A 25,990-nucleotide genomic window follows, 5' to 3' on the forward strand; every position below is an offset into this window, starting at 1 on the left:
ATGGGCTGCATTGATCCCATACTTACCCGTTCAACCCCGGATCACCTGCCCCCGGGGTGGTCAGTGGTCAGGCGCGGATCACCTTGACGCCGGCTTCGGTGAGGGCGGCGGCGGAGTCGTCGGGGAGCAGGGCGTCGGTGACGAGCGTGTCGATCTGCTCGATGGGGCAGATACGGGAAAATGCCCTCTTACCGATTTTTGAGGAATCCGCCACCACCACGACGTGCCCGGCCCGGCTGATGAGCTGATGGTTGACCGCCGCCTCACCCTCGTGATGCGCCGACGCGCCCAGCGTCACGTCCAGGCCGTCGACGCCGAGGAAGGCCACGTCCATCGTCACCTGGTCGAGCACCCCGGAGGCGAGCGGGCCGATCAGCTCGTAGGACTGCTGCCTGGCCACCCCGCCCGTGACGACGATCTTGACGTGACGGCGCACGGTCAGCTCGGCGGCGATGTTGAGCGCGTTGGTGACGATCGTGAAGCCCGACTCCAGCGTGGCCTGCGTGGCGAGGGTGCGGGCCAGCTCGGAGGTGGTGGTGCCGCCGTTCATGCCGACGACCGCGCCGGGCCGGACGAGCTCGGCGGCGGCAGCGGCGATGCGCTGTTTCTCGTCGGCGTGCCTGGCCGTCTTGTAGCGCAGCGGCAGGTCGTAGCTGACGCTCTGGGCGACCGCGCCGCCGCGCGTGCGCATGAGCATCTGCTGCTGCGCGAGCTGGTCGAAGTCGCGGCGGATCGTCGCGGTGGAGACGTCGAGCGCCTGGGCCGCCTCCTCGACGGTCAGGCGGCCTTCCTGGCTGAGCAGCTCGAGAATCGCGTTCCACCGATCGTAACGGGACACGATCAGCCTCCCTTCGCCAGATCCGTCAGGGGGCAAGCGTGGCACAGCCGCGGGGATCCGATCCACCGGCGTCCATTACTGCTCTATTCTGCTATAAACAACGCAGAAACGAACATCCGGAGGTAAGCGTTGTCCACCCATACCGAGGCCGAGATCGCGTCCCAGCCCGAGTGCTGGCGCCGTGCCGTCGCCGCCGTCCCGGCGGGCGCGCTGCCCCAGCCGGGCGAGCGGGTCGCCGTCGTCGGCTGCGGCACCTCCTGGTTCATCGCGATGGCCTACGCCGCGCTGCGCGAAGGCGCCGGGCAGGGCGAGACCGACGCGTTCGCCGCGTCCGAGGTTCCCGCCGGGCGGCGCTACGACCGCGTGCTCGCGCTCACCCGGTCGGGCACCACCACCGAGGTGCTCGACCTGCTCAACCGGATCGACATCCCGGCCACGGCCATCACCGCCGACCCCGAGACGCCGATCAGGACCGCCGCCGACGAGCTCGTCGTGCTCGACTACGCCGACGAGCGGTCGGTCGTGCAGACCCGATTCGCCACCACCCAGCTCGCGCTGCTGCGCGCCAGCCTCGGCGAGGACCTGAGCCAGGCCGTCGCCGACGCGGAGCTGACCCTGGCCGAGCCGCTGCCGGACGAGCTGGTCGCCGCCGAGCAGTTCACGTTCCTGGGCTCCGGCTGGTCGGTCGGCCTGGCGCAGGAGGCCGCGCTGAAGATGCGCGAGGCGTCCCGCTCGTGGACGGAGGCGTACCCGGCGATGGAATACCGCCACGGCCCCATCAGCATCGCCGGGCCCGGCCGCGTCACCTGGATGCTCGGCACCGCCCCCGAGGGGCTGAGCGCGCAGGTCGAGGCCACCGGCGGCACGTTCGTGGAGAGCGGGCTCGACCCGATGGCCGAGCTGATCCGGGCCCAGCGGGTCGCGGTGGCCCGCGCGTTCGCCCGCGGACTGAACCCCGACGAGCCCATGCACCTCACGCGATCTGTGATCCTTTCTCCATGAGCCTTACTCTCGCCGACGCCCGCATCGTGACCCCCGAGGGAGTGCACGAGGGGTGGCTGACCATCGAAGACGGCAGCATCACGCACGTCGGTCACGGAAGCGCCCCCCGCCCGGGTCACAGCCTGGGCGGGCGGCACGTCGTGCCCGGCTTCGTCGACATGCACAACCACGGCGGCGCGGGCGGGTCGTTCCCGACCGGCGAGCAGGAACAAGCACGTGAGGCGGTGGCGCTGCACGAGCGCCACGGCACCACGACCCTGGTGGCCAGCCTGGTCACCGACTCGATCGACCGGCTGTCCGCCGCGGCCTCGGCGCTGGCCGACCTGTGCGACGACGGCCTGCTGGCCGGCATCCACTTCGAGGGCCCCTACATCGCCAAATCGCGCTGCGGCGCGCACAACCCGGCGCTGCTGCGCGAGCCGTCGCCGCAGGAGTTCTCCGGGCTGCTCAAGGCCGGGCGCGGGCACGTGCGCATGCTGACCATCGCCGCCGAGCTGCCCGGCGCGCTCGACACGATCAGGCTGGCCGTCTCCGAGGGCGTGATCGCGGCGCTCGGCCACACCAGCGCCGACTACGACCTGACCCGCGAGACGATCGAGGCCGGCGTCACCGTCGCCACCCACCTCTACAACGCGATGCCGCAGCTCGGCCACCGCGACCCGGGCCCGATCGCGGCCCTGCTGGAGGACGAGCGGGTCACGGTCGAGCTGATCAACGACGGCGTCCACGTGCACCCGGCCATGCTGAGGCTGGCCTGCGAGGTGGCCGGGCCGGGGCGCACGGCGCTGGTGACCGACGCGATGATGGCGGCCGGGCTCGGCGACGGCGAGTACGGGCTCGGGCCGATGGGCGTCCGCGTCCTCGACGGCGTCGCCCGCCTGGTCGAGGGCGGCTCGATCGCGGGTTCCACGCTGACCATGGACGTGGCGTTCCGGCGGGCCGTCCAGGACATGGGGCTGTCGCTGCCCGACGCGGCGCAGATCGCCTCGCTGACGCCGGCCCGGGTGCTCGGCCTGGCCGACCGGGCCGGCTCGATCGCCGTCGGCAAGTCGGCCGACCTGGTGGTTTTGACCGACGAGCTGGAGGTGGCCGGAGTGATGAAGCGCGGCGTCTGGATCACGGAGCCTCGATGATCCTCACCGTGACGCTCAACGCCGCCCTCGACGTGACCTACCAGGTGCCCGCCGTCGAGTGGGACGGGGTCAACCGGGTGGCCGCCGTGCACCGGCGGGCGGGCGGCAAGGGCGTCAACGTGGCCCGCGTGCTCGCGGCGCTCGGGCAGGAGGTGCTGGTCACCGGGCTGGCGGGCGGGCCGACCGGCCGGGCGATCGAGGCCGACCTGGGCGCGGCGGGGCTGCCCGCCGCGCTGGCGCCGATCGCCGGGGAGTCGCGCACCACGCTCGCGGTGTCGCAGCCCTCCGGCGCGACGCTGTTCAACGAGCCCGGGCCCCGGGTCTCCGAGGACGAGCTGGGAAATTTCCTGACTCACTATGAGTCGCTGCTCGACGGCGCGCGGGCGGTGGTCATCTCCGGGAGCCTGCCGCAGGGCGTCCCCGCCGACGTCTACGCCAGGCTCGCCGCCGTCGCCGCCGCCCGCGGCGTGCCGGCGATCGTCGACGCCGACGGCGAGCCGCTCAGGCACGCGCCCGGCGGCCGGCCCGCCGTCGTCAAGCCCAACGCCGAGGAGCTGGCCAGGGCCGTCCCGCACGGCACCCCCGAGGAAGGCGCCCAGGCGCTGCGCGAGCGGGGCGCCGAGGCCGTCGTCGTCTCCCAGGGCGAGGCGGGCCTGCTGGCGGTCACCGCCGGGGGCGTCCTGCGGGCGCGCATGCCGTACAAGGTCGACGGCAACCCCACCGGGGCCGGCGACGCGCTGGTGGCCGGGCTCGCGCTCGGCCTGGTGGAACGGTCGCCGTGGCCCGAGCAGCTGCGGCGGGCGGCGGCGCTGGGCGCCGCCGCCGTGGCCGCGCCCGTCGCGGGCGACTTCGACCGCGACGTGTACGCGCACGTCCACCCCCTCATCGAGATCGTGTAGAAGGAGCCCGTCATGCCGCTCGCCGGAATCGGCGACATCGTCCGTGAGTCACCCGCCGGGGTGGGCGCGTTCAACGTCATCCAGCTGGAGCACGCCACCGCCATCGTCGCGGGCGCGGAGGCCCTCGGCCTGCCCGTGGTGCTCCAGATCAGCGAGAACTGCGTCCGCTACCACGGCGCGCTGGAGCCGATCGCGCTCGCCTCGCTCGCGGTCGCCCGCCGCGCGGAGGTCCCGGTCGCGGTGCACCTCGACCACGCCACCGACCGCGCGCTGGTCGAGGAGGCCGTCACGCTCGGGATCGGCTCGGTCATGTACGACGCCTCCGCGCTGCCCGACGAGGCGAACGTGGCCGCCACCGCCGAGGTGACCGCCTGGTGCCACGAGCGCGGCGTCTGGGTGGAGGCCGAGCTGGGCGAGGTCGGCGGCAAGGACGGCGTGCACGCCCCCGGCGCCCGCACCAAGCCGCACGAGGCGGCCGACTACGTGGCCAGGACCGGCGTCGACGCGCTGGCCGTGGCCGTCGGCACCTCGCACGCGATGACCACCAAGGACGCCGTGCTCGACCTGGGCCTCATCGGCGAGCTGCGGGCGGCCCTGCCGGTGCCGCTGGTGCTGCACGGCTCGTCCGGCGTGCCCGACGAGATCCTGCGCGAGGCGGTGCGCCAGGGCATGAAGAAGGTCAACATCGCCACCCACCTGAACAAGGCGTTCACCGGCGCGATCCGCGACTACCTGGACCACGACGGCAAGGTCGTCGACCCGCGCAAGTACGTCAAGGCCGGTCGCGACGCGGTGTCGCGCGAGGTCAGCCACCTGCTCGGGGTGCTCGCGGGCTGAGCCGCCTCACGCCTCCAGCACGGCGAGGACCCGCTCGACCTGGCGGCGGAAGGTGCCGGGCGGGTTGCGCGGGCCCTCCCCCGACAGCAGGAACAGCCAGGTGAGCGCGTGGAGCCTGCTGCACTCGCGCAGCCGGGCCCGCTCGGCGGCGGTGAGCTCGACGTGGCGCAGGACGTCGACCTCGCCGTCGACCCACATGGAGACGTGCTGCGACAGCTCCGCCAGCTCGTAGACGCGGTCGCTGCGGCCGGAGTCCTCGAAGTCGACGATCCGCACCCGTTCGCCGTCCCACAGGAAGTTGGCCAGGTTGCCGTCACCGGCGCCGAGCACCGGCGGGTCGCCCTCGCTCGGCCGCCACCGCTCCAGCCACCGGCAGCCCTCGCTCACGGCGCGGTCGGCCGCCGGGTCCCTGGGCTGCCACTGCTCGCACCACTGCCTGACCTGACCGGCCAGCGCCTGCGGGCCCCAGCGGCGTACGGGCACGCCGGCGAGGGCCTGCGGCGGGACGGCGGCGTGCAGCTCGGCGAGCGCGGCGGCCAGGTCGGCGGCGTGCGCGGGCGCGTCGGCCAGGCCGCGCAGCGGGACGCCGTCGATGCGGGACATGATCACGCCGCCCTCGTTGGAGATGGGCCGGGGCGCGAGCCCGGGCGCGTAGCGGGCCAGCAGGGTCAGTGCCCGCCACTCGCGCTCGGCCGCGCCCGGCTTCTCCTCCTTGTAGCGCTTGGTGACGACGTCGCCCCGCACCTCGACCGCGTGCGTCCCCTGGAGATCGGCCATCTTCGCATGCTAGGTGGTCAGGCGTAGTCCGGCACCATCGCGCCGGCCAGCCGCAGGTGCGGCGCGGCCTCGTCGGGCCGTCCCTGCCGCTGGAGCGTGCGCCCCAGCAGCTGGTGGACGTACGCGTCGTCGGGCGACAGCTCGACCAGGCGCTCCAGCGTGGCGCGGGCGCGCCCGAGCTGCGCCGAGGCGTAGTAGGCCCGGCCGGCGAGCATGAGCACGTTGCGGTCGTCGCCGTGCTCGCCGAGCAGCGGCCCGAGCAGCACCAGCGCGCCGAGCGGGTCGCGCTGGTCCAGCAGCGACTCGGCGTGCCGGTAGCGCTCGACCTCCTCGGGCAGCCGCCGCTCGGGGCCGTCGGCGCCCAGCACGAAGTCCCTGATGACCTCGGGCGACTGGGCCCCGGCCAGCGCCCGGCCGCCGACGACCAGCGTGGGCGAGGTGGCGACGCCCATGGCCTTGCCGCGGAGCAGGAGCTCGCGGACGAGCTGCTCCCCGGCGCCGTCGTCGAGCAGCGCGGCGCCCGCGGGGAAGCCGGCCTCGGCGGCGATCCGGTGCAGGACCTGGCGGTCGCTGATGTCGAGGCCGTCGATGAAGTGGGCCTTCATCACCAGCTCGGCCACGGCGTCCTGGTCGGCGCCGTGCTCGGCGGCCAGCGCGATCAGCCGGTGGGCGTCGTGGCTGCTGGCGCGCCAGGCGGGGCCCCAGCGCCAGCCGAAGCCCTCCTCGGCGGCGATGAGCGACATCCGCACCCGGTTCTCCCCCGGGGTCAGGCCGGGGGCGCAACGCTCCACCGCGGCGTCGACCATGGGGTCGGCCATCGCCTCCTCGTAGGGGATCGCCTGGGCGGGGGCCGTCGGGTCGATCCGGAACGGCCTCCAGACCACCTCGGCGTCCAGCCCTTCGAGGGCCTTCTCCAGGCGCCGCTTGCCGATGTACGCCCAGCCGCAGACCACGTCGGCCCAGATCTCGATTCGCATGACACCGAGACTATGCGACAACTGTCAATTAAGCAACACATGTCGTATAGTGGGCGGCATGAACCCCGACGACCCGCGCGCCCAGCGCACCCGGGCCAGGCTGCACGCCGCCCTCCTCGACCTGGCGGCCGAACGCGAGCCCGGCTCGATCACGATCTCCGAGGTCGCCAAGCGCGCCGAGGTCAACCGGGCCACCGTCTACCTGCACTATCCCGACGTCGACGCGCTGGCCGCCGACGCGCTGGAGGACGCGGTGGCCGAGGTCGCCCGCGCCGCCGCGCTCTGCCCGCTCGACGCGCCCCGCGACCGCGCCCCCGAGCCGCTCACCGCCCTGTTCGCGCACATCTCCGCCAGCGCCGCCCTCTACGCGTGCCTGCTCGGCAGCCCCCGCTGCACCTCCCGCCTGCGTGAACGCCTCACCGGCGAGCTGTCGGCCCGCTTCCGGCAGGGCTCCCGGCCGGCCGGCTTCGACGACGTGCCGCCCGACGTGCACGCCGCCTACCTGGCGGGCGCGCTCGTCGGCGTGATCGCCCACTGGGTGACGGGGCCCCGCGAAACCCCGGCCGGCGAGCTGGCCCTGGCGTTCTGGCGGCTCTTCCGCCCCTGAACCAGCGCCATGAACGCCCCACCACGCACACCATCAGCCGCCGCCGCTCCTGCACGTGCCGGAACATCGGCAGGCTGAACGAGAGAAGCTCGCCGGAACGGGCAGCAGGCACGACATGCACGGCCCTGCGGGTCCGCCGCGCCCGCCTGCCCTGGACTCTTCAGGCTGGTGAACGCACCATTCAATACCGAACACCTTGTTCCGCATCGAGAAGAGGACGTCATGGGATTGGGCAGGCTCCTGCACGACCACGCCGAGCACGCCGACGCGGGCGGCACCATCGACCACCCGCGCGCCTACGAGGTCGTCGCCTCGCTCGGCTACCCCGGCGGCCGCCGCGCCGCCTTCACCCGCGTCGCCACCCAGGCCAAGCCGCGGCCCGGCGACCGGATCCTCGACGTCGGCTGCGGCACCGGCTACCTCAGCCGCATCCTGTCGCCCGTCGCGGGCCCCGGCGGGCAGGTCACGGGCGTCGACCCGTCCCCCGCGATGATCGGCTACGCCCGCGACCGCGCCCCGGCCAACTGCGAGTACGTCGTCGCCGGAGGGGAGGACCTGCCCTTCCCCGACGGCTCGTTCGACCTGGTCGTCTCCACGCTGGCCGTGCATCACATCCCGTTGGAGGCCCGGCCGGCGGCGGCGCGCGAGATGTTCCGGGTGCTGCGGCCCGGCGGGCGGCTGCTCGTCGCCGAGTTCAGGCCGCCGGAGCACCCGCTGCTCAAGCGGCTCACGGCCATGATCTCGGGCCCCGCCATGGACCACACCCCGCAGGAGCTGCTCGGCACCCTGATCCCCGACGCGGGCTTCCGGGTCGAGGCCGAGGGGCCGCTGCCGTCGCTGCTCTACTACGTCCGCGCCGTACGCCCCTGACTTTCTCCCGGGGGATGACGATTCTCCACCGACGCACAAAGTTCTCCACCTGCCGGCAGCGCTCTTCGGCGAATCCCTTGCCCGTCCCGTACCGCCTGCCTACGATCACGGTCCGTCACCGTCGAGCCGGAGGAGGTCCCGTGGGCGAGCGTCAGAAGGCAGGCGGCGCCAGGTGAGCGCCACCGCCGTGGCGCGGGCGATGGAGGCGGTGCCGCGCCACCGGTTCGTGCCCGACGTGGCCTTACACGTCCCGGAGCCGGAGGGGCCGCCCCTCCTGATCGACCGCAAAGCCGACCCGGAGGGCTGGTGGCAGGCCGTACGCTCCGCGTCCCCCATCGTCACGCAGCTCGACGACGGGCGCGCCGACCTCCGGACCGCCAAGGGCGGCTACACCTCGTCGTGCTCGGCGCCCGCGACGGTCGCGCACCTGCTCCGCCTGCTCGACGCCGCCCCCGGCAACCGGGTGCTGGAGATCGGCACCGGCACCGGGTGGACGGCCGCGCTGCTGTCACACCTGGTCGGCGCGGCGAACGTGACGAGCATCGAGATCGACCCCGCCGTGGCCGCCGACGCCGCGCGACGCCTGGGCGACGGCCTGCGCCTGATCGTCGGCGACGGCGCCTACGGCTGCCCGGAGCGGGCCCCGTACGACCGCGTCCACGTCACCTGCGGAGTCCGTACGGTGCCGTACGCGTGGATCGAGCAGACCCGGCCCGGCGGCGCGATCGTCGCGCCCTACTGCCCCGGCTTCGGGGCGGGCCACGCGCTGCGCCTGACGGTCATGCCGGGCGGCACGGCGGCCGGGCGCTTCTCCGGCGGCGCCCACTACATGATGATGCGCTCCCAGCGCCCCGCCGAGCTCGGGCCGTGGCGGCGCGAGGACGCGCTGGAGTTCAGGACCCCGGTCGACCCGCGCACGCTGGCCTACGCCCCGCTCGGCGCCGACCTGGCCGTCTCCGCGCTCACCGGGCTGCGCACCAGCGTCTACCAGGAGGACGACTTCTACCGGATGTGGGTGATCGGCGGCCCGGACGAGTGGGCGGCCGCGAGCTGGCAGCCGCACCGCGACGACTACGAGGTCTACAGGTTCGGCGACCGGGACGTGTGGGCGGAGGCGGTCAACGCCTACTTCACCTGGGTGAGCTGGGGAGAGCCCGGCCACGAGCGGTTCGGCATGACCGTCACCCCGGAGGAGCAGCGGGTGTGGCTGGACGAGGCGACGCGGGTGATCGGCTGAGAGGCGGCCCTCGCCTGCTCCCACCAGGCAGGGACCGCCCAGGGAAAATCTTGACGATCATGCGCGGGCGGGACCGGCGACCGGGTGGAGGATTCTCCACCGCGTGCAAAATTCTTTCTACGCGGTGGAGAAATCCTCATCCTGAGATCAGCGCTGGATCGGCGCGACGACGACCTCGACGCGCTGGAACTCCTTGATGTCCGAATAGCCGGTCGACGCCATCGTGCGCTTGAGCGCGCCCATCAGGTTCATCGAGCCGTCGGCCACGCTGGACGGGCCGTGCAGGATCTGCTCCAGCGTGCCCACCGTGCCGAACTCGACCCGCCGCCCGCGCGGCAGGTCGGGGTGGTGCGCCTCGGAGCCCCAGTGGAAGCCGTGGCCGGGCGCCTCGGAGGCGCGGGCCAGCGGCGAGCCCACCATGACGGCGTCGGCGCCGCACGCGATGGCCTTGGCGATGTCGCCGGAGGTGCCCATGCCGCCGTCGGCGATCACGTGCACGTAGCGGCCGCCGGACTCGTCCATGTAGTCGCGGCGGGCCGCGGCCACGTCGGAGATCGCGGTCGCCATCGGCACCGCCACGCCCAGCACGTTGCGGGTGGTGTGGGAGGCGCCGCCGCCGAAGCCGACCAGCACGCCGGCCGCGCCGGTGCGCATCAGGTGGAGCGCCGCCGTGTAGGTGGCGCAGCCGCCCACGATCACCGGGACGTCGAGCTCGTAGATGAACTGCTTGAGGTTGAGCGGCTCGGCCCGCCCCGAGACGTGCTCGGCGGAGACCGTGGTGCCCCGGATGACGAACATGTCGACCCCGGCGTCGATGACCGCCTTGTGATACTGCACCGTGCGCTGCGGCGACAGCCGGACGGCCGTGGTCACGCCGGAGGCGCGGATCTCCTCGATGCGGCGGCCGATCAGCTCTTCCTTGATCGGCGCCGCGTAGATCTCCTGGAGCCTGCGGGTGGCCGCCTCGGCGTCGAGCGAGGCGCACTCCTCCAGCAGCGGGGACGGGTCCTCGTAGCGCGTCCACAGCCCTTCGAGGTCGAGCGGCGCGAGCCCGCCGAGCCGGCCGATCTCGATCGCGGTGGCGGGCGAGACGACGCTGTCCATGGGCGCGACGACGACGGGCAGTTCGAACCGGTACGCGTCGATCTGCCAGGCGATCGAGACCTCTTCCGGATCGCGGGTGCGCCGCGACGGGACGAGGCCGATCTCGTCGAGCGAGTAAGCCCGGCGGCCTGCCTTGCCCCGGCCGATCTCCACCTGCTGAGTCATGCGGTTTTACCTTCTGTGATAGTTAGGAGCTTCCACGGTCATCTGGATGTCGTGGGGATGGCTCTCCTTGAGGCCCGCTGCCGTGATCGGCATGAGCTCGCAGTCGGTGTGCATCTGGGGGATCGTGCGGCAGCCGGAATACCACATGCCCTGGCGCAGACCGCCGACGAGCTGGTGGGCGACCGCCGCGACCGGGCCTCGGTAGGGCACCTGGCCCTCGATGCCCTCGGGGATGTACTTGTCCTCGCCGCCGACCTCGGCCTGGGCGTAGCGGTCCTTGCTGAACGAGGTGCCGCCCCGCTCGCGGTTGCGCACCGCGCCGAGCGAGCCCATGCCCCGGTAGGACTTGAACTGCTTGCCGTTGATGAAGATCAGCTCGCCGGGCGACTCCTCGCAGCCGGCCAGCAGGGAGCCGAGCATGACGCTGTCGGCGCCGGCCGCGATGGCCTTGACGATGTCGCCCGAATACTGCAGGCCGCCGTCGCCGATCACCGGGACGCCGGCCGGGGCGCACGCCAGCGACGCCTCGTAGATGGCGGTGACCTGCGGCGCGCCGACACCGGCGACGACCCGGGTGGTGCAGATCGAGCCCGGCCCGACGCCGACCTTGACCGCGTCGGCGCCCGCGTCGACGAGCATCTGGGCGCCGGCCCTGGTGGCGATGTTGCCGCCGATGACGTCGACCTTGCTGTTGGCCTTGACCTTGGCGATCATGTCGGCCAGGCCCTTGGAGTGGCCGTGCGCGACGTCGACCACGATGGCGTCGACGCCCGCCTCGATGAGCGCCTTGGCCCGCACCTCGGCGTCGCCGCCGACGCCCACGGCCGCGCCCACCACCAGGCGGCCGTCGGCGTCCTTGGTGGCGAGCGGATACTGCTCGCTCTTGGTGAAGTCCTTGACCGTGATCAGGCCGCGCAGCCTGCCGTCGGGGTCGACCAGCGGCAGCTTCTCGATCTTGTTCTTGCGCAGCAGCGCGTAGGCGTCGTCACGCGAGACCCCCACGGGGGCGGTGACGAGCGGCATCTTGGTCATGACCTCGCGCACCGGCCGGGCCTGGTCGGTCTCGAAGCGCATGTCACGGTTGGTGACGATGCCGACGAGGATGCCGGAGGCGTCGGTGACGGGCACCCCGGAGATCCGGTAGGTGGCGCACAGGCGCTCGACGTCGGCCAGGGTGTCGTCGGGGCTGCAGGTCACCGGGTTGGTCACCATGCCGGCCTCGGACCGTTTCACCAGGTCGACCTGCTGGGCCTGCTCCTCGACCGACAGGTTGCGGTGCAGGATGCCGATGCCGCCCTGCCGGGCCATCGCGACCGCCATGCGCGCCTCGGTGACGGTGTCCATCGCCGCCGAGACGAGCGGGATCGACAGCGTGATGCGGCGTGACAGCCTGGTGGCGGTTTCGGCCTCGCCCGGCTGCAGGTCGGAATAGGCCGGCACCAACAGCACGTCGTCGAACGTCAGACCCGTCTGTGTGAACTTGGACATGCTGCGGCCCCTCCTGCCGTTGCGCTGATGCAGCAAGTCTAGGGCCTGCCTCCAAAACGCATGGATGCCGGGAGGACGATGACCCCCACGGTCCGTCGTACTCCCGGCATCCAGCAGAAGTGCCGGGGGACGGAGCGGTCGGTGAGCCGCGCCGTCCCCCGGCCACCGGCATCCGGGCCTGACGCCGCGCACGCCACCGAACCCCCCTCCGCGTCCTGATGGCCGGCGGCGCCGGGCCCTGTAACGGAATGCCGACGCTGAGTTAAGCGTGGGTTACGGAACGGCACAGCGCAATGTGAAAACGTGCAATTGCACGAAGTTGCACCCCCGGCCGGGGCAGTCGGCGCAACCAGCGGACAAGTAAGGAATGCCGGGTTATCCTCGCGGCACGCCGCGCGTTCCCCCCTACGGAGCCCGACACATGCGCAACGAGCACCAAACTGTGCCAGATTCGCTCGAAACGCTAGGCCTCGATCCCACGCAAACGGCCCTTTACACGGCAGTGCTGCGCCTGCACCGCGCCACCCGCACCGAGCTGGCCGAGGCCACCGACGGGCCCGTCGACCAGGTCGCCGACCAGCTCGACGACCTCGTCAGGCTCGGCGTCGTCGACGAGCAGTCCGGCGAGTACCTGGCCCGCCACCCGGCGGCCGCGCTCGGCCGGCTCGTGGCCGAACGGCTCGACCGGCTGGCCGAGGAGAGCCGCCGCATCGACACCGTGCTCGGCTCGATCCGCGGCCTCATCCGCGACTACGACGCCGGCCGCGACCACCGCAGCGGCCCGTTCCCCGTCGAGTCCGCCAGCGGCGCGGACGTGCTGTACGAGAGCGTCATGGGCATGGCCGTGCAGGCTCCCCCGATGACGCTGCTGACCGCGATCCCCGACGAGCGGACGATGGCCGACTTCGCCGCCAAGTTCGTCGAGCCGTGGATCGACGCCCAGCGCCGCGGCCTGCTCGTGGTGCGCGCCGTGCTGCCCGTCGCCACCCTCACCCTGCCCGGGGTGCGCGACCAGCTCACCCGGCTGCTCGCGACCGGCGGCCAGGTGCGCACGCTGGACCGGGTGCCGAGCTGGTTCATGACGGCCGGCAGCGACACCGCCGGGCTGCCCGCCACCTGGGGCGGCAACCTGCCCGACCACGCCTACAACTTCTACCTGATGCGCACCCCCATCGTGGCGGGCATGCTCCGCTCGCTGTTCGAGGAGTGGTGGGGGCGGGCCGTGCCGCTGCCGTGGGAGCGCGGCGGCGGCATGGCGCAGGTGCTGCGGCTGGCCGCGCAGGGCCTGTGCGACGAGTCCATCGCCCGGCAGCTCGGCCTGTCGGTCCGCACCGTACGGGCCAGGTTCGCCGACGCGATGGCCGAGCTCGGCGCCCAGTCCCGCTTCCACGCCGGCGTGGAGGCCGCCCGCCGCGGCTGGCTGACCTGACCCCCAGGCCGGCCCAGGGCGAGCCTGCGGGCGGGCGTGAGGGGGCGGACGTAAGGGCGGGTGTGAGGGCGGGCCCGGGGCGGGCGTGAGGGCGGGGCTGAGGGTGTGCGGCGCGGCCGGGTCGGTCAATGCCCACCGCTCGCGCCGCATCGGTCATATGGTGGGAAGGTGCTGGAAGACGTCCCCCGCGACCCGTTCGCGGACGACCCCAACGACCCTTCCGCTGCGATGGGCGAGCTCGGCGAGGCCGAGCCGCTGACCGCCGCCGAGCGCGACGAGGCCATCACCGACCTGGCCGACGTCGAGGTCTTCCGCTCCCTGCTGGAGCGGCAGGGGGTGCTGGGCCTGGTGCTCGACTGCCCGGAGTGCGGCGAGCAGCACTTCTTCGACTGGGACCTGCTGCGCGGCAACCTGCGCCAGATGATCGAGCTGGGCCAGCCCCAGATGCACGAGCCGGCCTTCCAGCCCGATCCGGCCGCCTACGTCACCTGGGAGTACGCGCGAGGCTACGTCGACGGCGTCATCGACACGGAGGAACGCCGCTGATCGAGCACGTCGCCGACCAGGGCCGCGAGCACCCGGGCGGCCGGGTCGCCGCTGTCGGGCAGCTCACCGGCCGCGAGCGCGTCGAGCAGCGCGTCGCTCTCTTCCTCAGGGGTCAAGCCGACTCCAGCTCGGCCATCTGCCTCAGCCTGGCCAGCGCCCGGTGCTGGGCGACGCGTACGGCACCTGGTGACATGCCGAGTACATTACCGGTCTCCTCGGCCGACAGCCCCGACACCACCCGCAACAGCAGCAGCTCGCGCTGGTTGGGCGGCAGCCGGGCGAGCAGCCTGCGGGCGTGCTCGACCTCGATGTAGCGGACGACGGTCTCCTCCGGCCCCGGCCCGTCGTCGGGCCCGTCGGGGAGATCCTGGGTCGGCACGGCCGAGCGCACGGAGCTGCGCAGCGCGTCGGCCACCTTGTGCGAGGCGATCCCGAAGACGAACGACGCGAACGGCCGCCCCATGTCGCGGTATCGCGGCAGCGCGGACAGGACCGCGATGCACACCTCCTGGGCCACGTCATCGGCAATGTGATATTGCCCCGAAACGCGGCCCAGCCTGGCGCGGCAATAGCGCACCACCATCGGACGCAACTCGCCGAGCAAGGATTCGATCGCACTGCGATCTCCCTGCACCGCGAGGCTCGTCAGTTCTCTTAGGTCGGAGTCATCCGTCCGTGCCGGAAGTCTCGACGCGAGCCTTACCCCAATTTTGGCGTCGGCGACGCTTCCCTCGCTCACGTTAGGCATGATGCCCGGCCCGCTCCGGCCTGTCGTCATGGCGAACGGCTACGGATTGGTCACATTGAAGCGACGATAACCGATAGTAATCGAGTGACAACACTAAGCCTTTATGCCTGGCAGATTGTTTCACGTTATAAGCCAAATGGCACGACATTCGTCAGACCACGGACGCTTAACCCGCACTCCAGGTTCACTCAGATAAACAATATTTCACAGAAAAATGTGACATAGCGCTACAAACAACGAAACGGCCCGCACCGGAATCCCGGTGCGGGCCGAAGCGCGTTACAGCGAACCCTAGTGGCCGTGCCCGTGGCCGTGACCCTGGCCGGCGGCCGGGGCCTCCTCCTCGGGCTTGTCCACCACGAGGGCCTCGGTGGTCAGCAGCATGCCCGCGATCGACGCCGCGTTCTGCACCGCCGAGCGGGTGACCTTGACCGGGTCGTTGACGCCCTGCGCGAGCAGGTCGCCGTACTCGCCGGTGGCCGCGTTGAGGCCGTGGCCCGCGGGCAGCTCCGCCACCTTGTGGGTGACGACGTAGCCCTCCAGGCCGGCGTTCTCGGCGATCCAGCGGGCCGGCTCGACCAGCGCGCGGCGCACGATGGAGACACCGGTCGCCTCGTCGCCCGTCAGGCCGAGGTCGTCGAGGTCCTTGGAGACGTGGATCAGCGCGGAGCCGCCGCCGGAGACGATGCCCTCCTCGATCGCGGCGCGCGTCGCGGAGATCGCGTCCTCGAGGCGGTGCTTCTTCTCCTTGAGCTCCACCTCGGTGGCCGCGCCGACGCGCAGCACGCACACGCCGCCCGCGAGCTTGGCCAGGCGCTCCTGGAGCTTCTCGCGGTCCCAGTCGGAGTCGGACTGCTCGATGGCGAGCTTGATCTCCTTGACCCGGTCCTCGATCGCGGCAGGGTCGCCGGCGCCGTCGACGATGGTCGTGGCGTCCTTGGTGACGACGATGCGGCGGGCGGTGCCGAGCACCTCCAGGCCGACGTTCTCCAGCTTGAGGCCGACCTCCTCGCTGACGACCTGGCCGCCGGTGAGGATGGCCATGTCCTGCAGCATCGCCTTGCGGCGGTCGCCGAAGCCGGGAGCCTTGACGGCGACGGAGGTGAAGGTGCCGCGGATCTTGTTGGTGACCAGGACGGCCAGGGCCTCGCCCTCGACATCCTCGGCGACCACGAGCAGCGGCTTCTTCGTCTGGGCGATCTGCTCCAGCAGCGGCAGGAAGTCCGCGATGGAGGAGACCTTGCCCTGGGTGAGCAGGATGTAGGCGTCCTCCAGGACGGACTCCATCCGCTCGGAGTCGGTCACCATGTAGGCCGACAGGTAACCCTTGTCGAACTGCAGGCCCTCGGTGAACTCGAGCTCCATGCCCATGGCGTTGGACTCTTCGACGGTCAGCACGCCGTCCTTGCCGACCTTGTCGAACGCCTCGGCGATCAGGTCGCCGATCTTGGCGTCCTGGGCGGAGATCGTCGCCACGTCGGCGATGGCCTTCTTGTCCTCGACCGGGATGGCCGAGGCGAGCAGCCTGTCGCTGACGTCCTTGGCGGCCTTGTCGATGCCGCGCTTGAGCGACAGCGGCGAGGCGCCGGCCGCCACGTTGCGCAGGCCCTCGCGGACCATGGCCTGGGCCAGGACGGTCGCGGTGGTGGTGCCGTCACCCGCGATGTCGTTGGTCTTGGTGGCAACTTCCTTGGCGAGCTGGGCGCCGAGGTTCTCGTAACGGTCCTCCAGCTCGACCTCGCGAGCGATGGTGACACCGTCGTTGGTGATCGTCGGAGCACCGAACTTCTTGTCGATGACGACGTTGCGGCCACGCGGGCCGAGGGTAACCTTCACGGCGTCCGCGAGGGCGTTGACTCCGCGCTCAAGCGCGCGGCGGGCGTCCTCGTCGAACTCCAGAATCTTCGCCATTTGCTGAAAGTCCTCTCCTAGCGTCGAAAGCCCCGGCCGCCTTGGGAGCGCCCGGGGCCCGACACGACCGGCTTACTTCTCGATGATCGCGAGAACGTCGCGGGCGGAGAGCACGAGGTACTCCTCGCCGCCGTACTTGACCTCGGTGCCGCCGTACTTGCTGTAGAGGACGATGTCGCCCTCGGAGACGTCGAGCGGAATCCGCTTGTCGCCGTCCTCGTCCCAGTTGCCCGGGCCCACCGCGAGGACCTTGCCCTCCTGCGGCTTCTCCTTGGCGGTGTCAGGGATGACCAGGCCGGAAGCGGTGGTCTGCTCTGCCTCAAGCGGCTGAACCACGATGCGGTCGCCGAGCGGCTTAACGGGAACCTTGGTGGCGGTCGTCACGATCGGACCTCCCCTTCAGATTTGAATGATCAGAAGAGGCGACCAGCGGGGCCTGCCGTCGCGGGTGCCAGACCTGCCTCGTCGCACAGTTGGCACTCTCAAGGGGAGAGTGCCAACAGGAAACATATGCAAGAGGGGCTTGACAGTCAACACGAACGCGTCAGCTCTGGGCGATCAGGCGTAGGAGCCTTCCGCCAGGTCGGCCACGATCCCGGCCCGGCCGGGGTTCCAGCCCAGGGCCGCCCGGGTGCGCGACGCGCCGATGCGCTGGCTGAGCGCGAGGGCCTGGGCGAATCCCTCCCCCAGCGCCCCGGCGGCCTCCGCGAGCGGCCACGGCTCCGCGGCGGCGCCCACGCCGGCCGCCACACCGGCCGCCTCGGCGACGGCGTCCACGGGCACGCCCTCCTCCGCGATGGCGTGGTAGATCCGCGCCTCCCCCTTCTCCACGACCGCGACGAGCAGGTCCGCCAGGTCGTCCACGTGCACGGCCGTCCAGGCGGGCACTCCCCCGGCGGTCACGTACACGCCCGTGCCGCGCCGGGCCGCCTGCTCGCGCAGCAGCGCGGGGATGCCACCGCCCCGGCCGTGGACGACGCCCGGCCGGACCACCGACCCGCCGCCGTCGAGCACCAGCCGCTCGACCTGGTCGCGGTAGGCGACCAGCGGGACGGGGTCGGCCGGGCTCTCCTCGTCCCCGCCGTCCACCTCGCCGAGCACCCAGACCCCGCTCACGTACGTCACCCGCTTCCCGGAGGCGGCGAGCGCGCCGACGGAGGCCAGGTCGGCCTCCCGGTTACCGGTCAGCTCGGCGGCGTGCACCACGGCGTCGACGTCGGCGGTCAGCGCGGCGGCGACCGACGCCGGGTCCGCCAGGTCGCCGTGGCGCTCGTCGGCCACCCCGGACACCCGCCTGCTCCCGTCGACTGACGGCCGCACCAGCGCCGCGACCTCGTGGCCGCGCTCGATCAGCCGCTCGACCAGCACCCCGCCGATGTAGCCCGTCGCGCCAAGCACCAGCACCTTCATGTCTTCCACCTCGAACACTTCGACGTTGAACACTTCGACACTCAGGAAACTAGCGCGGCTCCCCCGAAATTTCAACGTCGAAGTTTTTGATATCGTCGGACGCATGGAAGACGCCGTCGACGTGATCCTCGGACAGTGGGCGCGGGCCCGCCCCGGCCTGGACGCCTCGCCCATGGGCGTCGTCGGCCGGGTCTCCCGCCTGTCGCGCCTGCTCGAACGCGGCGTCAAGGAGTTCCTGGCCGGGCGCGGCCTGGAGCCCTGGGAGTTCGACATGCTGGCCACGCTGCTGCGCAGCGGCGAGAGCCACACCATGTGCATGAAGGACCTGTCCTCCTCCGCCATGGTCAGCCCCGGCGCGCTCACCAACCGCATGGACCGCCTGGTCGAGCGCGGCCTGGTCGACCGCCGGCCGGCGCCGGGAAACCGCCGCATGATCCTGGTCTCGCTCACCCCCGAGGGGCTGCGCCTGGTCGACGACGTGCTGGAGGGGCATCTCGACAACGAGCGCGACCTGCTGGCCGGGCTCGACGAGGACGAGCGCGCCGCCCTGGCCGGGCTGCTGCGCAAGCTGCTCGTCTCCCTGCGCGACACCGATCTCTGAGCCGGCCCGCCGCGTGCACTACCGTCGTACGTCGTGGACCTGGACGCCTTCACCGAGCTGCTGACACCGCGCGGCCTGCGGGCGCTGGCCGAGGCGGAGGAGCTCGCCGGCGCCGACCCGGTCGCGGCGGCCACCCGGCTGCGCCGCACCTACGACGCCGCCCTCACCTCGGCGGCGCTCACCCAGGCGGGGCTGCGCGAGCGGGCCGCCGCCAAGTTCGGCGCCGACGCGGCGCGCATGTTCTTCACCCCGCACGGCCTCGAACAGTCCACCCGCGCCGAGGTCGCCGAGCACCGGGCCCGCCGCCTGGCCGAGTGCGGCGCCGGGCCGCGCGTCGCCGACGCCTGCTGCGGCATCGGCGGCGACTTCCTGGCGCTGGCCCGCGCCGGCCGCACGGTCGAGGCCGTCGACGCCGACCCGCTGACCGCCGCCGTCGCCCGCGCCAACGCCGACGCGCTCGGCCTGGGCGAGCGCGTCACCGTGCGGGTGGCCGACGCCGCGACCGTGCGGCCCGAGGACCACGACGTGCTGTTCGCCGACCCGGCCAGGCGCGGCTCGCGGGGCCGCACGTTCGACCCGATGTCCTACTCGCCGCCCTGGCCGGTCGTCCTCGACCTGGTCTCCCGGGCGCGCCTGGCCTGCCTCAAGGTCGCCCCCGGCATCCCGTACGAGTTCATCCCCGCGCAGGCGCAGGCCGAGTGGGTCTCGTACAAGGGCGAGGTGAAGGAGGCCGCGCTCTGGACGGGCGCCGGCGAGCCCGGGCGGCGGGCGACGCTCCTGCCGGGCGGCCATACGCTGACCGCCACCGGGGCCGAGGCCGGCACCGGGCCGGTGGGGCGCTACGTGTACGAGCCGGACGGGGCCGCGGTGCGGGCGCATCTGGTGGGCGAGGTGGCCGAGCTGGTGGGCGGGTGGCTGGCCGACCCGATGATCGCCTACATCTCGGGGGACGAGCCGGTCGACACGCCGTGGGCCGCGCGGTACGAGGTGGTCGAGACGCTGCCGTTCTCGCTCAAACGACTCAGAGCGGCGCTGCGGGCACGCCGCGTCGGAAATGTCACCATTAAAAAGCGCGGATCGGCTGTGGATATCGAGCGGCTGCGCGGCGACCTCCGGCTTTCCGGTGAAGAATCCGCCGTCGTCATTCTGACGAGGATTATGGATAAACCATCCGTTCTGATCTGCCACCCGTCACGACCTGCGTGAATGACAAATCCGGACGATTCCATCATAAGAGCGATCTTCTCCTTCGCCGATGACGGACCTTGATCGAAAGGCTAAGGTAGCCGGGCGGGAGTTCTCCCCCCTATTGCGGTGAGCCGCGTTCTCCTTCTTTCACTTGCACATCGGACCCAACCCCACCGCCACGCGGCAGACCGTCGACAGCGAAGGAGCCTTTCGGTGGACCATTCCAACCACACCACCACCCTTCTGCAGGCAGGCGGCCAGACCGCCATCTCCGACAGGATGCGGGAGCTGCTGGCGCGTGCCGCCCAGGATCACGTGTACGAACAGCGCACGCAGGGAGCCGTCCTCGACGAGATCCGGCAGCGGCTGGAGGGCATGGAATGGCTCCTCCGCGAGGTGCGCGAGCGTGAGCTCGGCGGGCTGAGCGGCACCCTGGAGACCGTCTCCGGACGGCTCGACGACATCGCCGCCAAACCGCCCATGTGGGCCGAAGGGCTGGCCCAGCACGTCGAGGCGGTGCGCGACCACGTCGACGCCGTCGGCGAGCAGGTCGGCGGCGTCGACACCCGGGTGGACGCGGTCAGCCAGCGGGTCCACCCGATCCTGGAGCTGCCCAAGCTGCGCGCCGACCTCGGCACCGTGTCCGAGAGCGTCGAGGAGGCGCTGAGCCGGCTGCAGTCGGTGCTGGAGGTCACCGACGGGGTGACCCAGCGGATGGGCGAGGTCACCAGCAAGCTGGCGCAGGTCAGCGCCGGCATGGAGGTCGCCGCCGGGCGCTTCACCCGCATCGACAAGTCGCTGGCCGAGCTCCACTCGCGCACCGAGCGGGTCGAGGGCGTGATGCTCGACCTGTCCGACAGCCTCGACGAGCGCCTGGCCCTCGCCGCCCAGCAGCTCACCGCCACGACCGAGCAGGTCACGGCCAAGGTCGACGCGCTGGAGGAGCGGCTGCTCGGCCGCCTCGACGACGCCGAGCAGCGGCTCGGCGGACGCTTCGACGGCGTCGACGGCCGGATCGACCGGGTCGACGGGCGGCTCGTCGCGATCGACTCGCGCCTGGAGAGCGTCGACGTGCGCTTCGAGAGCACCGACGAGACGCTGGCCGGGATCGAGGGCCGCCTGCAGAGCCTCGACGGCCGCGCCGCCGCCACCGACACGCGCCTCGACGGCTTCGGCACCCGCCTGGCCTCCGTCGACGGCCGCCTCAGCTCGATGAACGGCGAGCTCACCGGCCACGCCGCCCGCTTCGACGCCCTCGCGCAGAGCCTCACCGGCCACGACAAGCGCCTCGACGCCCTCACCGACCGCCTCCACGGCCACGACGGCCACTTCGACACCCTCGCCAAGCAGCTCGGCGGCCACGACGAGCGCTTCGACCGCCTCGACAGCCGGCTCGGCGAGCACGACGAGCACTTCGACGCGCTCGCCGAGCGCCTCGGCGGCCAGGGCGAGCGGTTCGACGCGCTGGCCGAGCGCCTGGCCGCGGCCGAGGAGCACCTGGTCACCCGGGTCGACGGCCTCGACGCCCACCTCAGCGGCCTCACCACCCGCTCCGAGCAGGCCAGCGAGGCCCTGGAGAGCGTCGGCGAGACCATCGGCAGGCTCCCCGCCGCGCTGGCCATCGACGAGCGCATCGGCGAGCTGCTCGACACCCACCGCGACGAGCACCTGCAGCGGCTGACCGAGGCCGCGACGTCGCTCACCGAGGTCGTCCGCTCCCGCCCCGACCGCGACGCGCTGGCCGAGACGGTCTCCGGCATCGTCGAGCCCGCCACAGCCGACCTCAACAAGCGCCTGGGAGCCCTGGAGGAGACCATGCTGGCCCTGGCCGAGGCCCTGCTGCGGCCGACCCGCGCCAAGGACTGACGCGGCCGCTCAGCGCCGCGGCGTGATGACGATCGACAGCCCGTCCAGCACCCGTTCGAGACCGAACGCGAAGATCGTCTCCAGGTCGATCGCCACCCTCGGGTCGGTCACCTGCTTGATGAGCCGTCCCTCGACCGTCAGGCGCCGCGACATCCACTGCGTGCTGGTCAGCCCGGTGTCGCGCTCGGCATCGGTCTCGCTCTCGATGTTGACCGCCGTGCCGCGCACGTAGTTGACCAGGGTGGCGTAGACGAGCAGCCGCGTGTCGGCGGGCAGGCCGAGGTCGTCCAGCGCCCGCAGCGACCACTGGGCGTAGGCCACCATGCCGGGCAGCACGATCGGCCGGGTGACCGACACCACCCGGGGCAGCCACGGGTGACGCTGGTAGGCCGCCCACTGCAGCCGGGCGGCCACCCGCAGGTGGGAGCGCCAGCCCGGCGGCGGCTCGGGATAGTCGATCTCGGCGAACGCCGCGTCGGCCATCAGCCGGGCCAGCTCGCCCTTGGACTCGACGTGGCGGTAGAGCGACATCGTCGCCACGCCGAGCCGGGAGCCGACCGAGCGCATGGACAGCGAGGCCAGCCCGTCGACGTCGGCGATCTCGATGGCGGCGCGGACGATCCGGTCGCGTTCGAGCGTCTCGGCGGAGCGCCTGGGGGCGGCCTGGGCGGCGACCACGGAGCCCACCCGGGGCGCCGACTCGATGACGCCCGCCTGCTTGAGCGCGGTCAGCGCCTTGGTGGCGGTCGCCATCGCCACGCCCCACTCCCGCATGATCGCCCTGGTCGTGGGGACCGGGTCACCGGGTCGCAGCTCGCCCTCGGCGACGCGCCGCTCGATGTCGGCGACGATCCGCAGGTAGGGCGGACGGGGGTCGGTCACGATCCAACAGTGTCACACGGGCTCGGGCAGCCAGCTGCCGTGCAGCCCGAGCGGCACCCGTACGGGAAGGTGGATCCTGGCGACGGGGGCGCCGGTGAAGTCCTGCGCCGACAGGATCACCAGGTCGCTCGCGCCGCGCTCCGGGTCGGACACGTACGTGAGCAGGTAGCCGTCGTCCTCGCCGGTCCCCGTGGCGGCGAACACGGCCTCCCCTACCGACTCGCCCCGGCCGAAGCCGTGCACCTCGGTGGTGCCGCGGTCCAGGTCGTGCTTGACCAGGGCGTTGGTGAAGGCGTCGTCGGGAGGCGCGCCCGCGGGCGTGAACGGGATGCCGTACAGGTCCGTGGCCGCCGCGTAGCCGTAGCGGTGGCGGCGGGAGGTGCGTGACTCGTTCAGGCGCGGGAAGTCCTGCGGCCGGTCGTCGAGGCGCCGCTGGACGACCCGGTCCGTCTCGATCGTCCACCGGTCCAGGGCGGGGCGGATGCCGCCGGGGTCGGCCGGGTCGAACGGCCCGTCGGCGGTGACCAGGTCCACGACGATCGCGCCGCCGTCCTCGTAGGCGTTGAGCGTGTGGCTGACGTGCACCGGGTCGATCTCCAGCCAGCGCACCTCGCCCCCGGCGCGCGGCATGACGCCCACCCGGGTGGGGTGCCCGGGCAGCCAGCGGCACTCGAACCCGTCGAACCCGAGCGGCGTGTCCCACAGGACGACGTGGTTCTCGGTGAGCGCGAAGTCGTGCATGAACGGCGTCCGCGTGAGCGGGATCGACGTGCTCGCCACCACGGCGGCGTCGGGGCCGGTCACGATGTACTGCACGAAGCTCTGGCCCACCTGGTACGACAGCGAGTGCAGCGCGCCGGTGAGCGGGTCGTGCTTGGAGTGGGCGCCGGCCGTGAAGCCCTCGGGGGTGCCGCCGAGCGCGCACACGCCCACCGTGCCGAGCTCGGCGTCCAGCTCGGCCGGCGGCAGCCCGCCCTCCGCCAGCGCGAACGTGCGGGCGGCGTGCTCGATCACGTGCACCATCGGCCCGTGGCCGGGCGTGCGGACCCAGCGGTTGCGGTACCACTCGGCCCGGCCGTCGCGCAGCCGCACCCCGTGCACCATGCCCTGGCCCATGCCCCAGATGTGCACGGCGGGGTCCTCGATGCCCAGCGGGTTGGGGCCGTTGCGCAGGTAGCGGCCGTTGAGCTCGGCCGGCACGCGCCCGGTGACCGGCAGGTCGTAGGCCGTGACTTCCTCGGTGACGGGCGCGAACGGGCCCTCTGTGTACTTCATGCTGACAACGTACGCAGAGGGCCCGGAAAAGCCTTCCCAGCAGGGGTAATTCCCCCGAGTTGCACTAGTGCAGGGTCACACGTGGACGGTGGTGATCGGCAGCGAGGAGTCGGCCGGGATCTCCAGCGTCGACGGCGTCACCCCGGCCGCCACCAGGTCGGAGCCGAGCGCGGCGACCATGGCGCCGTTGTCGGTGCACAGGCCGGGCCGGGGCACCCGCAGCCGGACGCCCGCCGCGTCGCACCGCTCCTGGGCCAGCGCGCGCAACCGCGAGTTGGCCGCCACGCCGCCGCCGATGAGCAGGTCGTGCACCTCGTACTTCTTGCACGCCTGCAGCGCCTTGCGGGTGAGCACGTCGACCACGGCCTCCTGGAAGGAGGCGGCCACGTCGGGCACGTGGATGCGCTGGCCGGACGACTCGCGGGCCTCCACCCAGCGGGCGACGGCGGTCTTGAGCCCGGAGAAGGAGAAGTCGAGCGTGCCGTCGTCCATCTTGCCGCGCGGGAAGGCGACGGCGGTGCCGGAGCCGTCGCGGGCGGCCCGGTCGATGTGCGGCCCGCCGGGGAACGGCAGCCCGAGCACCCGCGCCACCTTGTCGAACGCCTCGCCCGCCGCGTCGTCGACGGTCGAGCCGAGCGAGATCACGTCCTCGGCCACGTCGGGCACCAGCAGCAGCGAGGAGTGGCCGCCGGAGACGAGCAGGGCGATGCACGGCTTGGGCAGCGGCCCGTGTTCGAGCTGGTCGACGGCGACGTGCGCGGCCAGGTGGTTGACGCCGTAGAGGGGCACGCCGAGGCCGAGCGCGTAGGACTTGGCGGCGGCGACGCCGACGAGCAGCGCCCCGGCCAGCCCCGGGCCGGCGGTGACGGCGATGGCGTCGATGTCGGAGAACTTCAGCCCGGCGGCGGACAGCGCGGCCTCGACCGTCGGCGTCATGGCCTCCAGGTGCGCCCGCGAGGCCACCTCCGGCACCACGCCGCCGAAGCGGGCGTGCTCGTCCATGCTGGAGGCGATGGTGTTGGCCAGCAGCGTGTGGCCTCTGACGATGCCGATGCCGGTCTCGTCGCAGGACGTCTCGATGCCCAGGACCAGGGGTGCGTCAGCCATCCAGCTTCCTTCTCATCATGATCGCGTCGGTGCCGTCCTCGTAGTAGCGGCGGCGGGTGCCGATCTCCTCGAACCCGAAGTGCGTGTAGACGCCGCGGGCGACCGGGTTGTCCTCGCGCACCTCCAGGAAGATCTCCCTGGCTCCCCTGCGGCCGGCCTCCTGCAGCAGGGCGGAGAGCATGGCGCCGCCGACGCCGGTGCCGCGGTGGGTGTCGAGCACCGCGATCGTCTGCACGTCGGCCTGGTCGGCGGCGACGGCGAGCCCGGCGTAGCCGACGATCTGCTCCTCGACCAGGGCCACCACGTAGTGGCGGGTGCGCGGCTGGTCGGCCAGCTCGCCGCGCATCATGCCCTCGCTCCACGCGTCGCGCGGGAACGTGGCCCGCTCGATCGCCATGACCGCCGGCAGGTCGGCCTCGGTCATCTGCCGCAGCTTCACGCCGTCACCTTCTTGGGCGCCCCGGGCACCACGGCGTCGGGGCGGCGCAGGTAGATCGGGCGCGGCGGGTCGAGCGGGGCGCCCGCCGCGATCCGCTCGGCCGCGAGCGCGGCCAGGAACCCGGCGTACGGGTAGGCGGGGGCGACGGCGGGGCCCAGGACGTCGCGGTAGAGCTCGGCCCCGGCCACCGGCAGCCCTTCGACGGGCACGTCGGCGGGCCGGTCGACGTGCGGGCCGTCGACCCTGGTGCGCCGGTCGGAGTAGCGGGCCCAGAAGACCTCCTTGCGCCGCGCGTCGGTGGCGACCAGGAACGGCTCCTCCAGCCCGGACCCGTAGGCGACGGCGTCGAGCGTGCAGATGCCGTGGGCGGGCACGCCGAGGGTGGTCGCCAGGCCCTGCGCGGTCATCAGCCCGACGCGCAGGCCCGTGTAGGGGCCGGGGCCGCCGCCCGCGACGACGGCAGTGACGTCGCGCAGCGCGACCCCCGCCTCGGCGAGGACGCGCTCGACGGTGGGCACGAGCAACTCGCCGTGGCGGCGCGCGTCGATCGTGGTGGATTCGGCGAGCACCCGCTGCCCGTCGTGAAGGGCGGCGGTGACGGCGGGCGTCGCGGTGTCAAAGGCCAGGACCAGCACGACTGCTTAGCCTACCGGC

The 25,990-nt window shown here is 72.6% G+C and carries 27 protein-coding genes; 12 read left to right on the forward strand and 15 right to left on the reverse strand.

Features of this window, described 5'->3' with window-relative positions:
- Positions 1-67: 67 nt before the first annotated feature.
- Positions 68-838 carry a DeoR/GlpR family DNA-binding transcription regulator gene (locus ACWDXC_RS04540; RefSeq protein ID WP_219500531.1) on the reverse strand — a complete coding sequence of 257 codons (771 nt, stop codon included), beginning with the start codon at positions 836-838 and terminating at the stop codon, positions 68-70.
- A 129-nt stretch (positions 839-967) separates the two neighbouring features.
- Here ACWDXC_RS04540 and ACWDXC_RS04545 point away from each other — a divergent pair, with 129 nt between their 5' ends.
- From ACWDXC_RS04545 to ACWDXC_RS04560, 4 genes are read left to right on the forward strand one after another with little or no spacing between them, the layout of a single operon-like run.
- Entirely contained in the window at positions 968-1,840 is an 873-nt protein-coding gene (locus tag ACWDXC_RS04545) for an SIS domain-containing protein (RefSeq protein WP_449978009.1), read from the forward strand.
- On the forward strand, positions 1,837-2,973 hold the full coding sequence (gene nagA, locus ACWDXC_RS04550; protein ID WP_449978011.1) for an N-acetylglucosamine-6-phosphate deacetylase: 1,137 nt from the start codon (positions 1,837-1,839) through the stop codon (positions 2,971-2,973). The genes ACWDXC_RS04545 and nagA overlap by 4 nt, the downstream gene beginning before the upstream one ends.
- On the forward strand, positions 2,970-3,872 hold the full coding sequence (locus ACWDXC_RS04555) for a 1-phosphofructokinase family hexose kinase (protein ID WP_449978013.1): 903 nt from the start codon (positions 2,970-2,972) through the stop codon (positions 3,870-3,872). Before nagA ends, ACWDXC_RS04555 begins: the two co-directional genes overlap by 4 nt.
- Before the next feature lie 12 nt (positions 3,873-3,884).
- Positions 3,885-4,709: a class II fructose-bisphosphate aldolase gene (locus ACWDXC_RS04560; RefSeq protein ID WP_364173684.1), complete on the forward strand. Its 825-nt coding sequence runs from the start codon at positions 3,885-3,887 to the stop codon at positions 4,707-4,709.
- Positions 4,710-4,715: 6 nt separating this feature from the next.
- Here ACWDXC_RS04560 and ACWDXC_RS04565 read toward each other — a convergent pair whose 3' ends face one another.
- Together ACWDXC_RS04565 and ACWDXC_RS04570 are read right to left on the reverse strand one after the other, a co-directional pair.
- Entirely contained in the window at positions 4,716-5,486 is a 771-nt protein-coding gene (locus ACWDXC_RS04565; RefSeq protein WP_449978015.1) for a phosphotransferase, read from the reverse strand.
- A gap of 17 nt (positions 5,487-5,503) precedes the next feature.
- Positions 5,504-6,463 (reverse strand): DsbA family protein, encoded by a 960-nt coding sequence (locus tag ACWDXC_RS04570; RefSeq protein ID WP_449978017.1) that lies wholly within the window; start codon positions 6,461-6,463, stop codon positions 5,504-5,506.
- 58 nt (positions 6,464-6,521) lie between these two features.
- On the opposite strand from ACWDXC_RS04570, the gene ACWDXC_RS04575 reads away from it, so the two are divergent.
- From ACWDXC_RS04575 to ACWDXC_RS04585, 3 genes are all read left to right on the forward strand, one after another.
- Positions 6,522-7,070: a TetR/AcrR family transcriptional regulator gene (locus ACWDXC_RS04575; protein ID WP_364173692.1), complete on the forward strand. Its 549-nt coding sequence runs from the start codon at positions 6,522-6,524 to the stop codon at positions 7,068-7,070.
- Positions 7,071-7,292: 222 nt separating this feature from the next.
- Positions 7,293-7,940 (forward strand): class I SAM-dependent methyltransferase, encoded by a 648-nt coding sequence (locus ACWDXC_RS04580; RefSeq protein ID WP_449978020.1) that lies wholly within the window; start codon positions 7,293-7,295, stop codon positions 7,938-7,940.
- Between the two features lie 172 nt (positions 7,941-8,112).
- Positions 8,113-9,177 (forward strand): methyltransferase domain-containing protein, encoded by a 1,065-nt coding sequence (locus ACWDXC_RS04585; RefSeq protein ID WP_449978022.1) that lies wholly within the window; start codon positions 8,113-8,115, stop codon positions 9,175-9,177.
- 147 nt (positions 9,178-9,324) lie between these two features.
- Here the strand turns inward: ACWDXC_RS04585 and ACWDXC_RS04590 are convergent, their stop codons facing one another.
- Both ACWDXC_RS04590 and guaB read right to left on the reverse strand, forming a co-directional pair.
- Positions 9,325-10,446 (reverse strand): GuaB3 family IMP dehydrogenase-related protein, encoded by a 1,122-nt coding sequence (locus tag ACWDXC_RS04590; RefSeq protein ID WP_219500509.1) that lies wholly within the window; start codon positions 10,444-10,446, stop codon positions 9,325-9,327.
- A 6-nt stretch (positions 10,447-10,452) separates the two neighbouring features.
- Entirely contained in the window at positions 10,453-11,934 is a 1,482-nt protein-coding gene (gene guaB, locus ACWDXC_RS04595) for an IMP dehydrogenase (RefSeq protein WP_449978025.1), read from the reverse strand.
- Positions 11,935-12,436: 502 nt separating this feature from the next.
- On the opposite strand from guaB, the gene ACWDXC_RS04600 reads away from it, so the two are divergent.
- The gene (locus ACWDXC_RS04600) at positions 12,437-13,363 is read left to right on the forward strand and encodes a response regulator transcription factor (protein ID WP_308125611.1); all 927 of its coding nucleotides are present in this window, start codon (positions 12,437-12,439) and stop codon (positions 13,361-13,363) included.
- Positions 13,364-13,531: 168 nt separating this feature from the next.
- The gene (locus tag ACWDXC_RS04605) at positions 13,532-13,909 is read left to right on the forward strand and encodes a DUF5319 domain-containing protein (RefSeq protein ID WP_449978029.1); all 378 of its coding nucleotides are present in this window, start codon (positions 13,532-13,534) and stop codon (positions 13,907-13,909) included.
- Here ACWDXC_RS04605 and ACWDXC_RS04610 read toward each other — a convergent pair.
- The 5 genes from ACWDXC_RS04610 to ACWDXC_RS04630 form a co-directional block, all read right to left on the reverse strand.
- Positions 13,870-14,025, reverse strand: a complete 156-nt coding sequence (locus tag ACWDXC_RS04610; protein ID WP_156325503.1) for a hypothetical protein — start codon at positions 14,023-14,025, stop codon at positions 13,870-13,872. The two genes, ACWDXC_RS04605 and ACWDXC_RS04610, sit on opposite strands and share 40 nt — an antisense overlap.
- Positions 14,022-14,657, reverse strand: a complete 636-nt coding sequence (locus tag ACWDXC_RS04615; RefSeq protein WP_156325505.1) for a sigma-70 family RNA polymerase sigma factor — start codon at positions 14,655-14,657, stop codon at positions 14,022-14,024. Before ACWDXC_RS04615 ends, ACWDXC_RS04610 begins: the two co-directional genes overlap by 4 nt.
- 291 nt (positions 14,658-14,948) lie before the next feature.
- Entirely contained in the window at positions 14,949-16,568 is a 1,620-nt protein-coding gene (gene groL, locus ACWDXC_RS04620) for a chaperonin GroEL (protein WP_449978033.1), read from the reverse strand.
- Positions 16,569-16,640: 72 nt separating this feature from the next.
- Positions 16,641-16,952 carry a co-chaperone GroES gene (groES, locus tag ACWDXC_RS04625; RefSeq protein ID WP_043623565.1) on the reverse strand — a complete coding sequence of 104 codons (312 nt, stop codon included), beginning with the start codon at positions 16,950-16,952 and terminating at the stop codon, positions 16,641-16,643.
- A 174-nt stretch (positions 16,953-17,126) separates the two neighbouring features.
- Entirely contained in the window at positions 17,127-17,978 is an 852-nt protein-coding gene (locus ACWDXC_RS04630; RefSeq protein ID WP_449978036.1) for an NAD-dependent epimerase/dehydratase family protein, read from the reverse strand.
- 103 nt (positions 17,979-18,081) lie between these two features.
- On the opposite strand from ACWDXC_RS04630, the gene ACWDXC_RS04635 reads away from it, so the two are divergent.
- From ACWDXC_RS04635 to ACWDXC_RS04645, 3 genes are all read left to right on the forward strand, one after another.
- Positions 18,082-18,579, forward strand: coding sequence for a MarR family winged helix-turn-helix transcriptional regulator (locus tag ACWDXC_RS04635; protein ID WP_357591372.1), 498 nt, complete (start codon positions 18,082-18,084; stop codon positions 18,577-18,579).
- A 33-nt stretch (positions 18,580-18,612) separates the two neighbouring features.
- A complete protein-coding gene (locus ACWDXC_RS04640; protein WP_449978039.1) occupies positions 18,613-19,785 on the forward strand; it encodes a THUMP-like domain-containing protein in 1,173 nt (390 codons plus the stop codon).
- A gap of 195 nt (positions 19,786-19,980) precedes the next feature.
- Positions 19,981-21,633, forward strand: coding sequence for a hypothetical protein (locus ACWDXC_RS04645; protein WP_449978041.1), 1,653 nt, complete (start codon positions 19,981-19,983; stop codon positions 21,631-21,633).
- Positions 21,634-21,642: 9 nt separating this feature from the next.
- Here the strand turns inward: ACWDXC_RS04645 and ACWDXC_RS04650 are convergent, their stop codons facing one another.
- From ACWDXC_RS04650 to tsaB, 5 genes are all read right to left on the reverse strand, one after another.
- The gene (locus tag ACWDXC_RS04650; RefSeq protein WP_449978044.1) at positions 21,643-22,515 is read right to left on the reverse strand and encodes a GntR family transcriptional regulator; all 873 of its coding nucleotides are present in this window, start codon (positions 22,513-22,515) and stop codon (positions 21,643-21,645) included.
- Positions 22,516-22,527: 12 nt separating this feature from the next.
- Positions 22,528-23,790, reverse strand: a complete 1,263-nt coding sequence (locus ACWDXC_RS04655; protein WP_364173717.1) for a carotenoid oxygenase family protein — start codon at positions 23,788-23,790, stop codon at positions 22,528-22,530.
- A 75-nt stretch (positions 23,791-23,865) separates the two neighbouring features.
- Positions 23,866-24,897 carry a tRNA (adenosine(37)-N6)-threonylcarbamoyltransferase complex transferase subunit TsaD gene (gene tsaD, locus ACWDXC_RS04660; protein WP_449978047.1) on the reverse strand — a complete coding sequence of 344 codons (1,032 nt, stop codon included), beginning with the start codon at positions 24,895-24,897 and terminating at the stop codon, positions 23,866-23,868.
- Positions 24,890-25,336 carry a ribosomal protein S18-alanine N-acetyltransferase gene (gene rimI, locus ACWDXC_RS04665; RefSeq protein ID WP_372455340.1) on the reverse strand — a complete coding sequence of 149 codons (447 nt, stop codon included), beginning with the start codon at positions 25,334-25,336 and terminating at the stop codon, positions 24,890-24,892. The genes tsaD and rimI overlap by 8 nt, the downstream gene beginning before the upstream one ends.
- Entirely contained in the window at positions 25,333-25,971 is a 639-nt protein-coding gene (gene tsaB / locus ACWDXC_RS04670) for a tRNA (adenosine(37)-N6)-threonylcarbamoyltransferase complex dimerization subunit type 1 TsaB (RefSeq protein WP_449978049.1), read from the reverse strand. The genes rimI and tsaB overlap by 4 nt, the downstream gene beginning before the upstream one ends.
- Positions 25,972-25,990: the final 19 nt, after the last annotated feature.

This window comes from Nonomuraea sp. NPDC003214, assembly GCF_053590035.1.

Excerpts from the sequence above, each read along its gene's own strand:
- groL (WP_449978033.1), bottom strand. The coding sequence starts at position 16,568 with ATGGCGAAGATTCTGGAGTTCGACGAGGACGCCCGCCGCGCGCTTGAG.
- ACWDXC_RS04560 (WP_364173684.1), top strand. The coding sequence starts at position 3,885 with ATGCCGCTCGCCGGAATCGGCGACATCGTCCGTGAGTCACCCGCCGGG.
- ACWDXC_RS04655 (WP_364173717.1), bottom strand. The coding sequence starts at position 23,790 with ATGAAGTACACAGAGGGCCCGTTCGCGCCCGTCACCGAGGAAGTCACG.
- nagA (WP_449978011.1), top strand. The coding sequence starts at position 1,837 with ATGAGCCTTACTCTCGCCGACGCCCGCATCGTGACCCCCGAGGGAGTG.
- ACWDXC_RS04580 (WP_449978020.1), top strand. The coding sequence starts at position 7,293 with ATGGGATTGGGCAGGCTCCTGCACGACCACGCCGAGCACGCCGACGCG.
- ACWDXC_RS04590 (WP_219500509.1), bottom strand. The coding sequence starts at position 10,446 with ATGACTCAGCAGGTGGAGATCGGCCGGGGCAAGGCAGGCCGCCGGGCT.
- ACWDXC_RS04575 (WP_364173692.1), top strand. The coding sequence starts at position 6,522 with ATGAACCCCGACGACCCGCGCGCCCAGCGCACCCGGGCCAGGCTGCAC.
- ACWDXC_RS04615 (WP_156325505.1), bottom strand. The coding sequence starts at position 14,657 with ATGCCTAACGTGAGCGAGGGAAGCGTCGCCGACGCCAAAATTGGGGTA.
- guaB (WP_449978025.1), bottom strand. The coding sequence starts at position 11,934 with ATGTCCAAGTTCACACAGACGGGTCTGACGTTCGACGACGTGCTGTTG.
- ACWDXC_RS04555 (WP_449978013.1), top strand. The coding sequence starts at position 2,970 with ATGATCCTCACCGTGACGCTCAACGCCGCCCTCGACGTGACCTACCAG.
- ACWDXC_RS04570 (WP_449978017.1), bottom strand. The coding sequence starts at position 6,463 with ATGCGAATCGAGATCTGGGCCGACGTGGTCTGCGGCTGGGCGTACATC.
- tsaD (WP_449978047.1), bottom strand. The coding sequence starts at position 24,897 with ATGGCTGACGCACCCCTGGTCCTGGGCATCGAGACGTCCTGCGACGAG.
- ACWDXC_RS04630 (WP_449978036.1), bottom strand. The coding sequence starts at position 17,978 with ATGAAGGTGCTGGTGCTTGGCGCGACGGGCTACATCGGCGGGGTGCTG.
- ACWDXC_RS04565 (WP_449978015.1), bottom strand. The coding sequence starts at position 5,486 with ATGGCCGATCTCCAGGGGACGCACGCGGTCGAGGTGCGGGGCGACGTC.
- ACWDXC_RS04635 (WP_357591372.1), top strand. The coding sequence starts at position 18,082 with ATGGAAGACGCCGTCGACGTGATCCTCGGACAGTGGGCGCGGGCCCGC.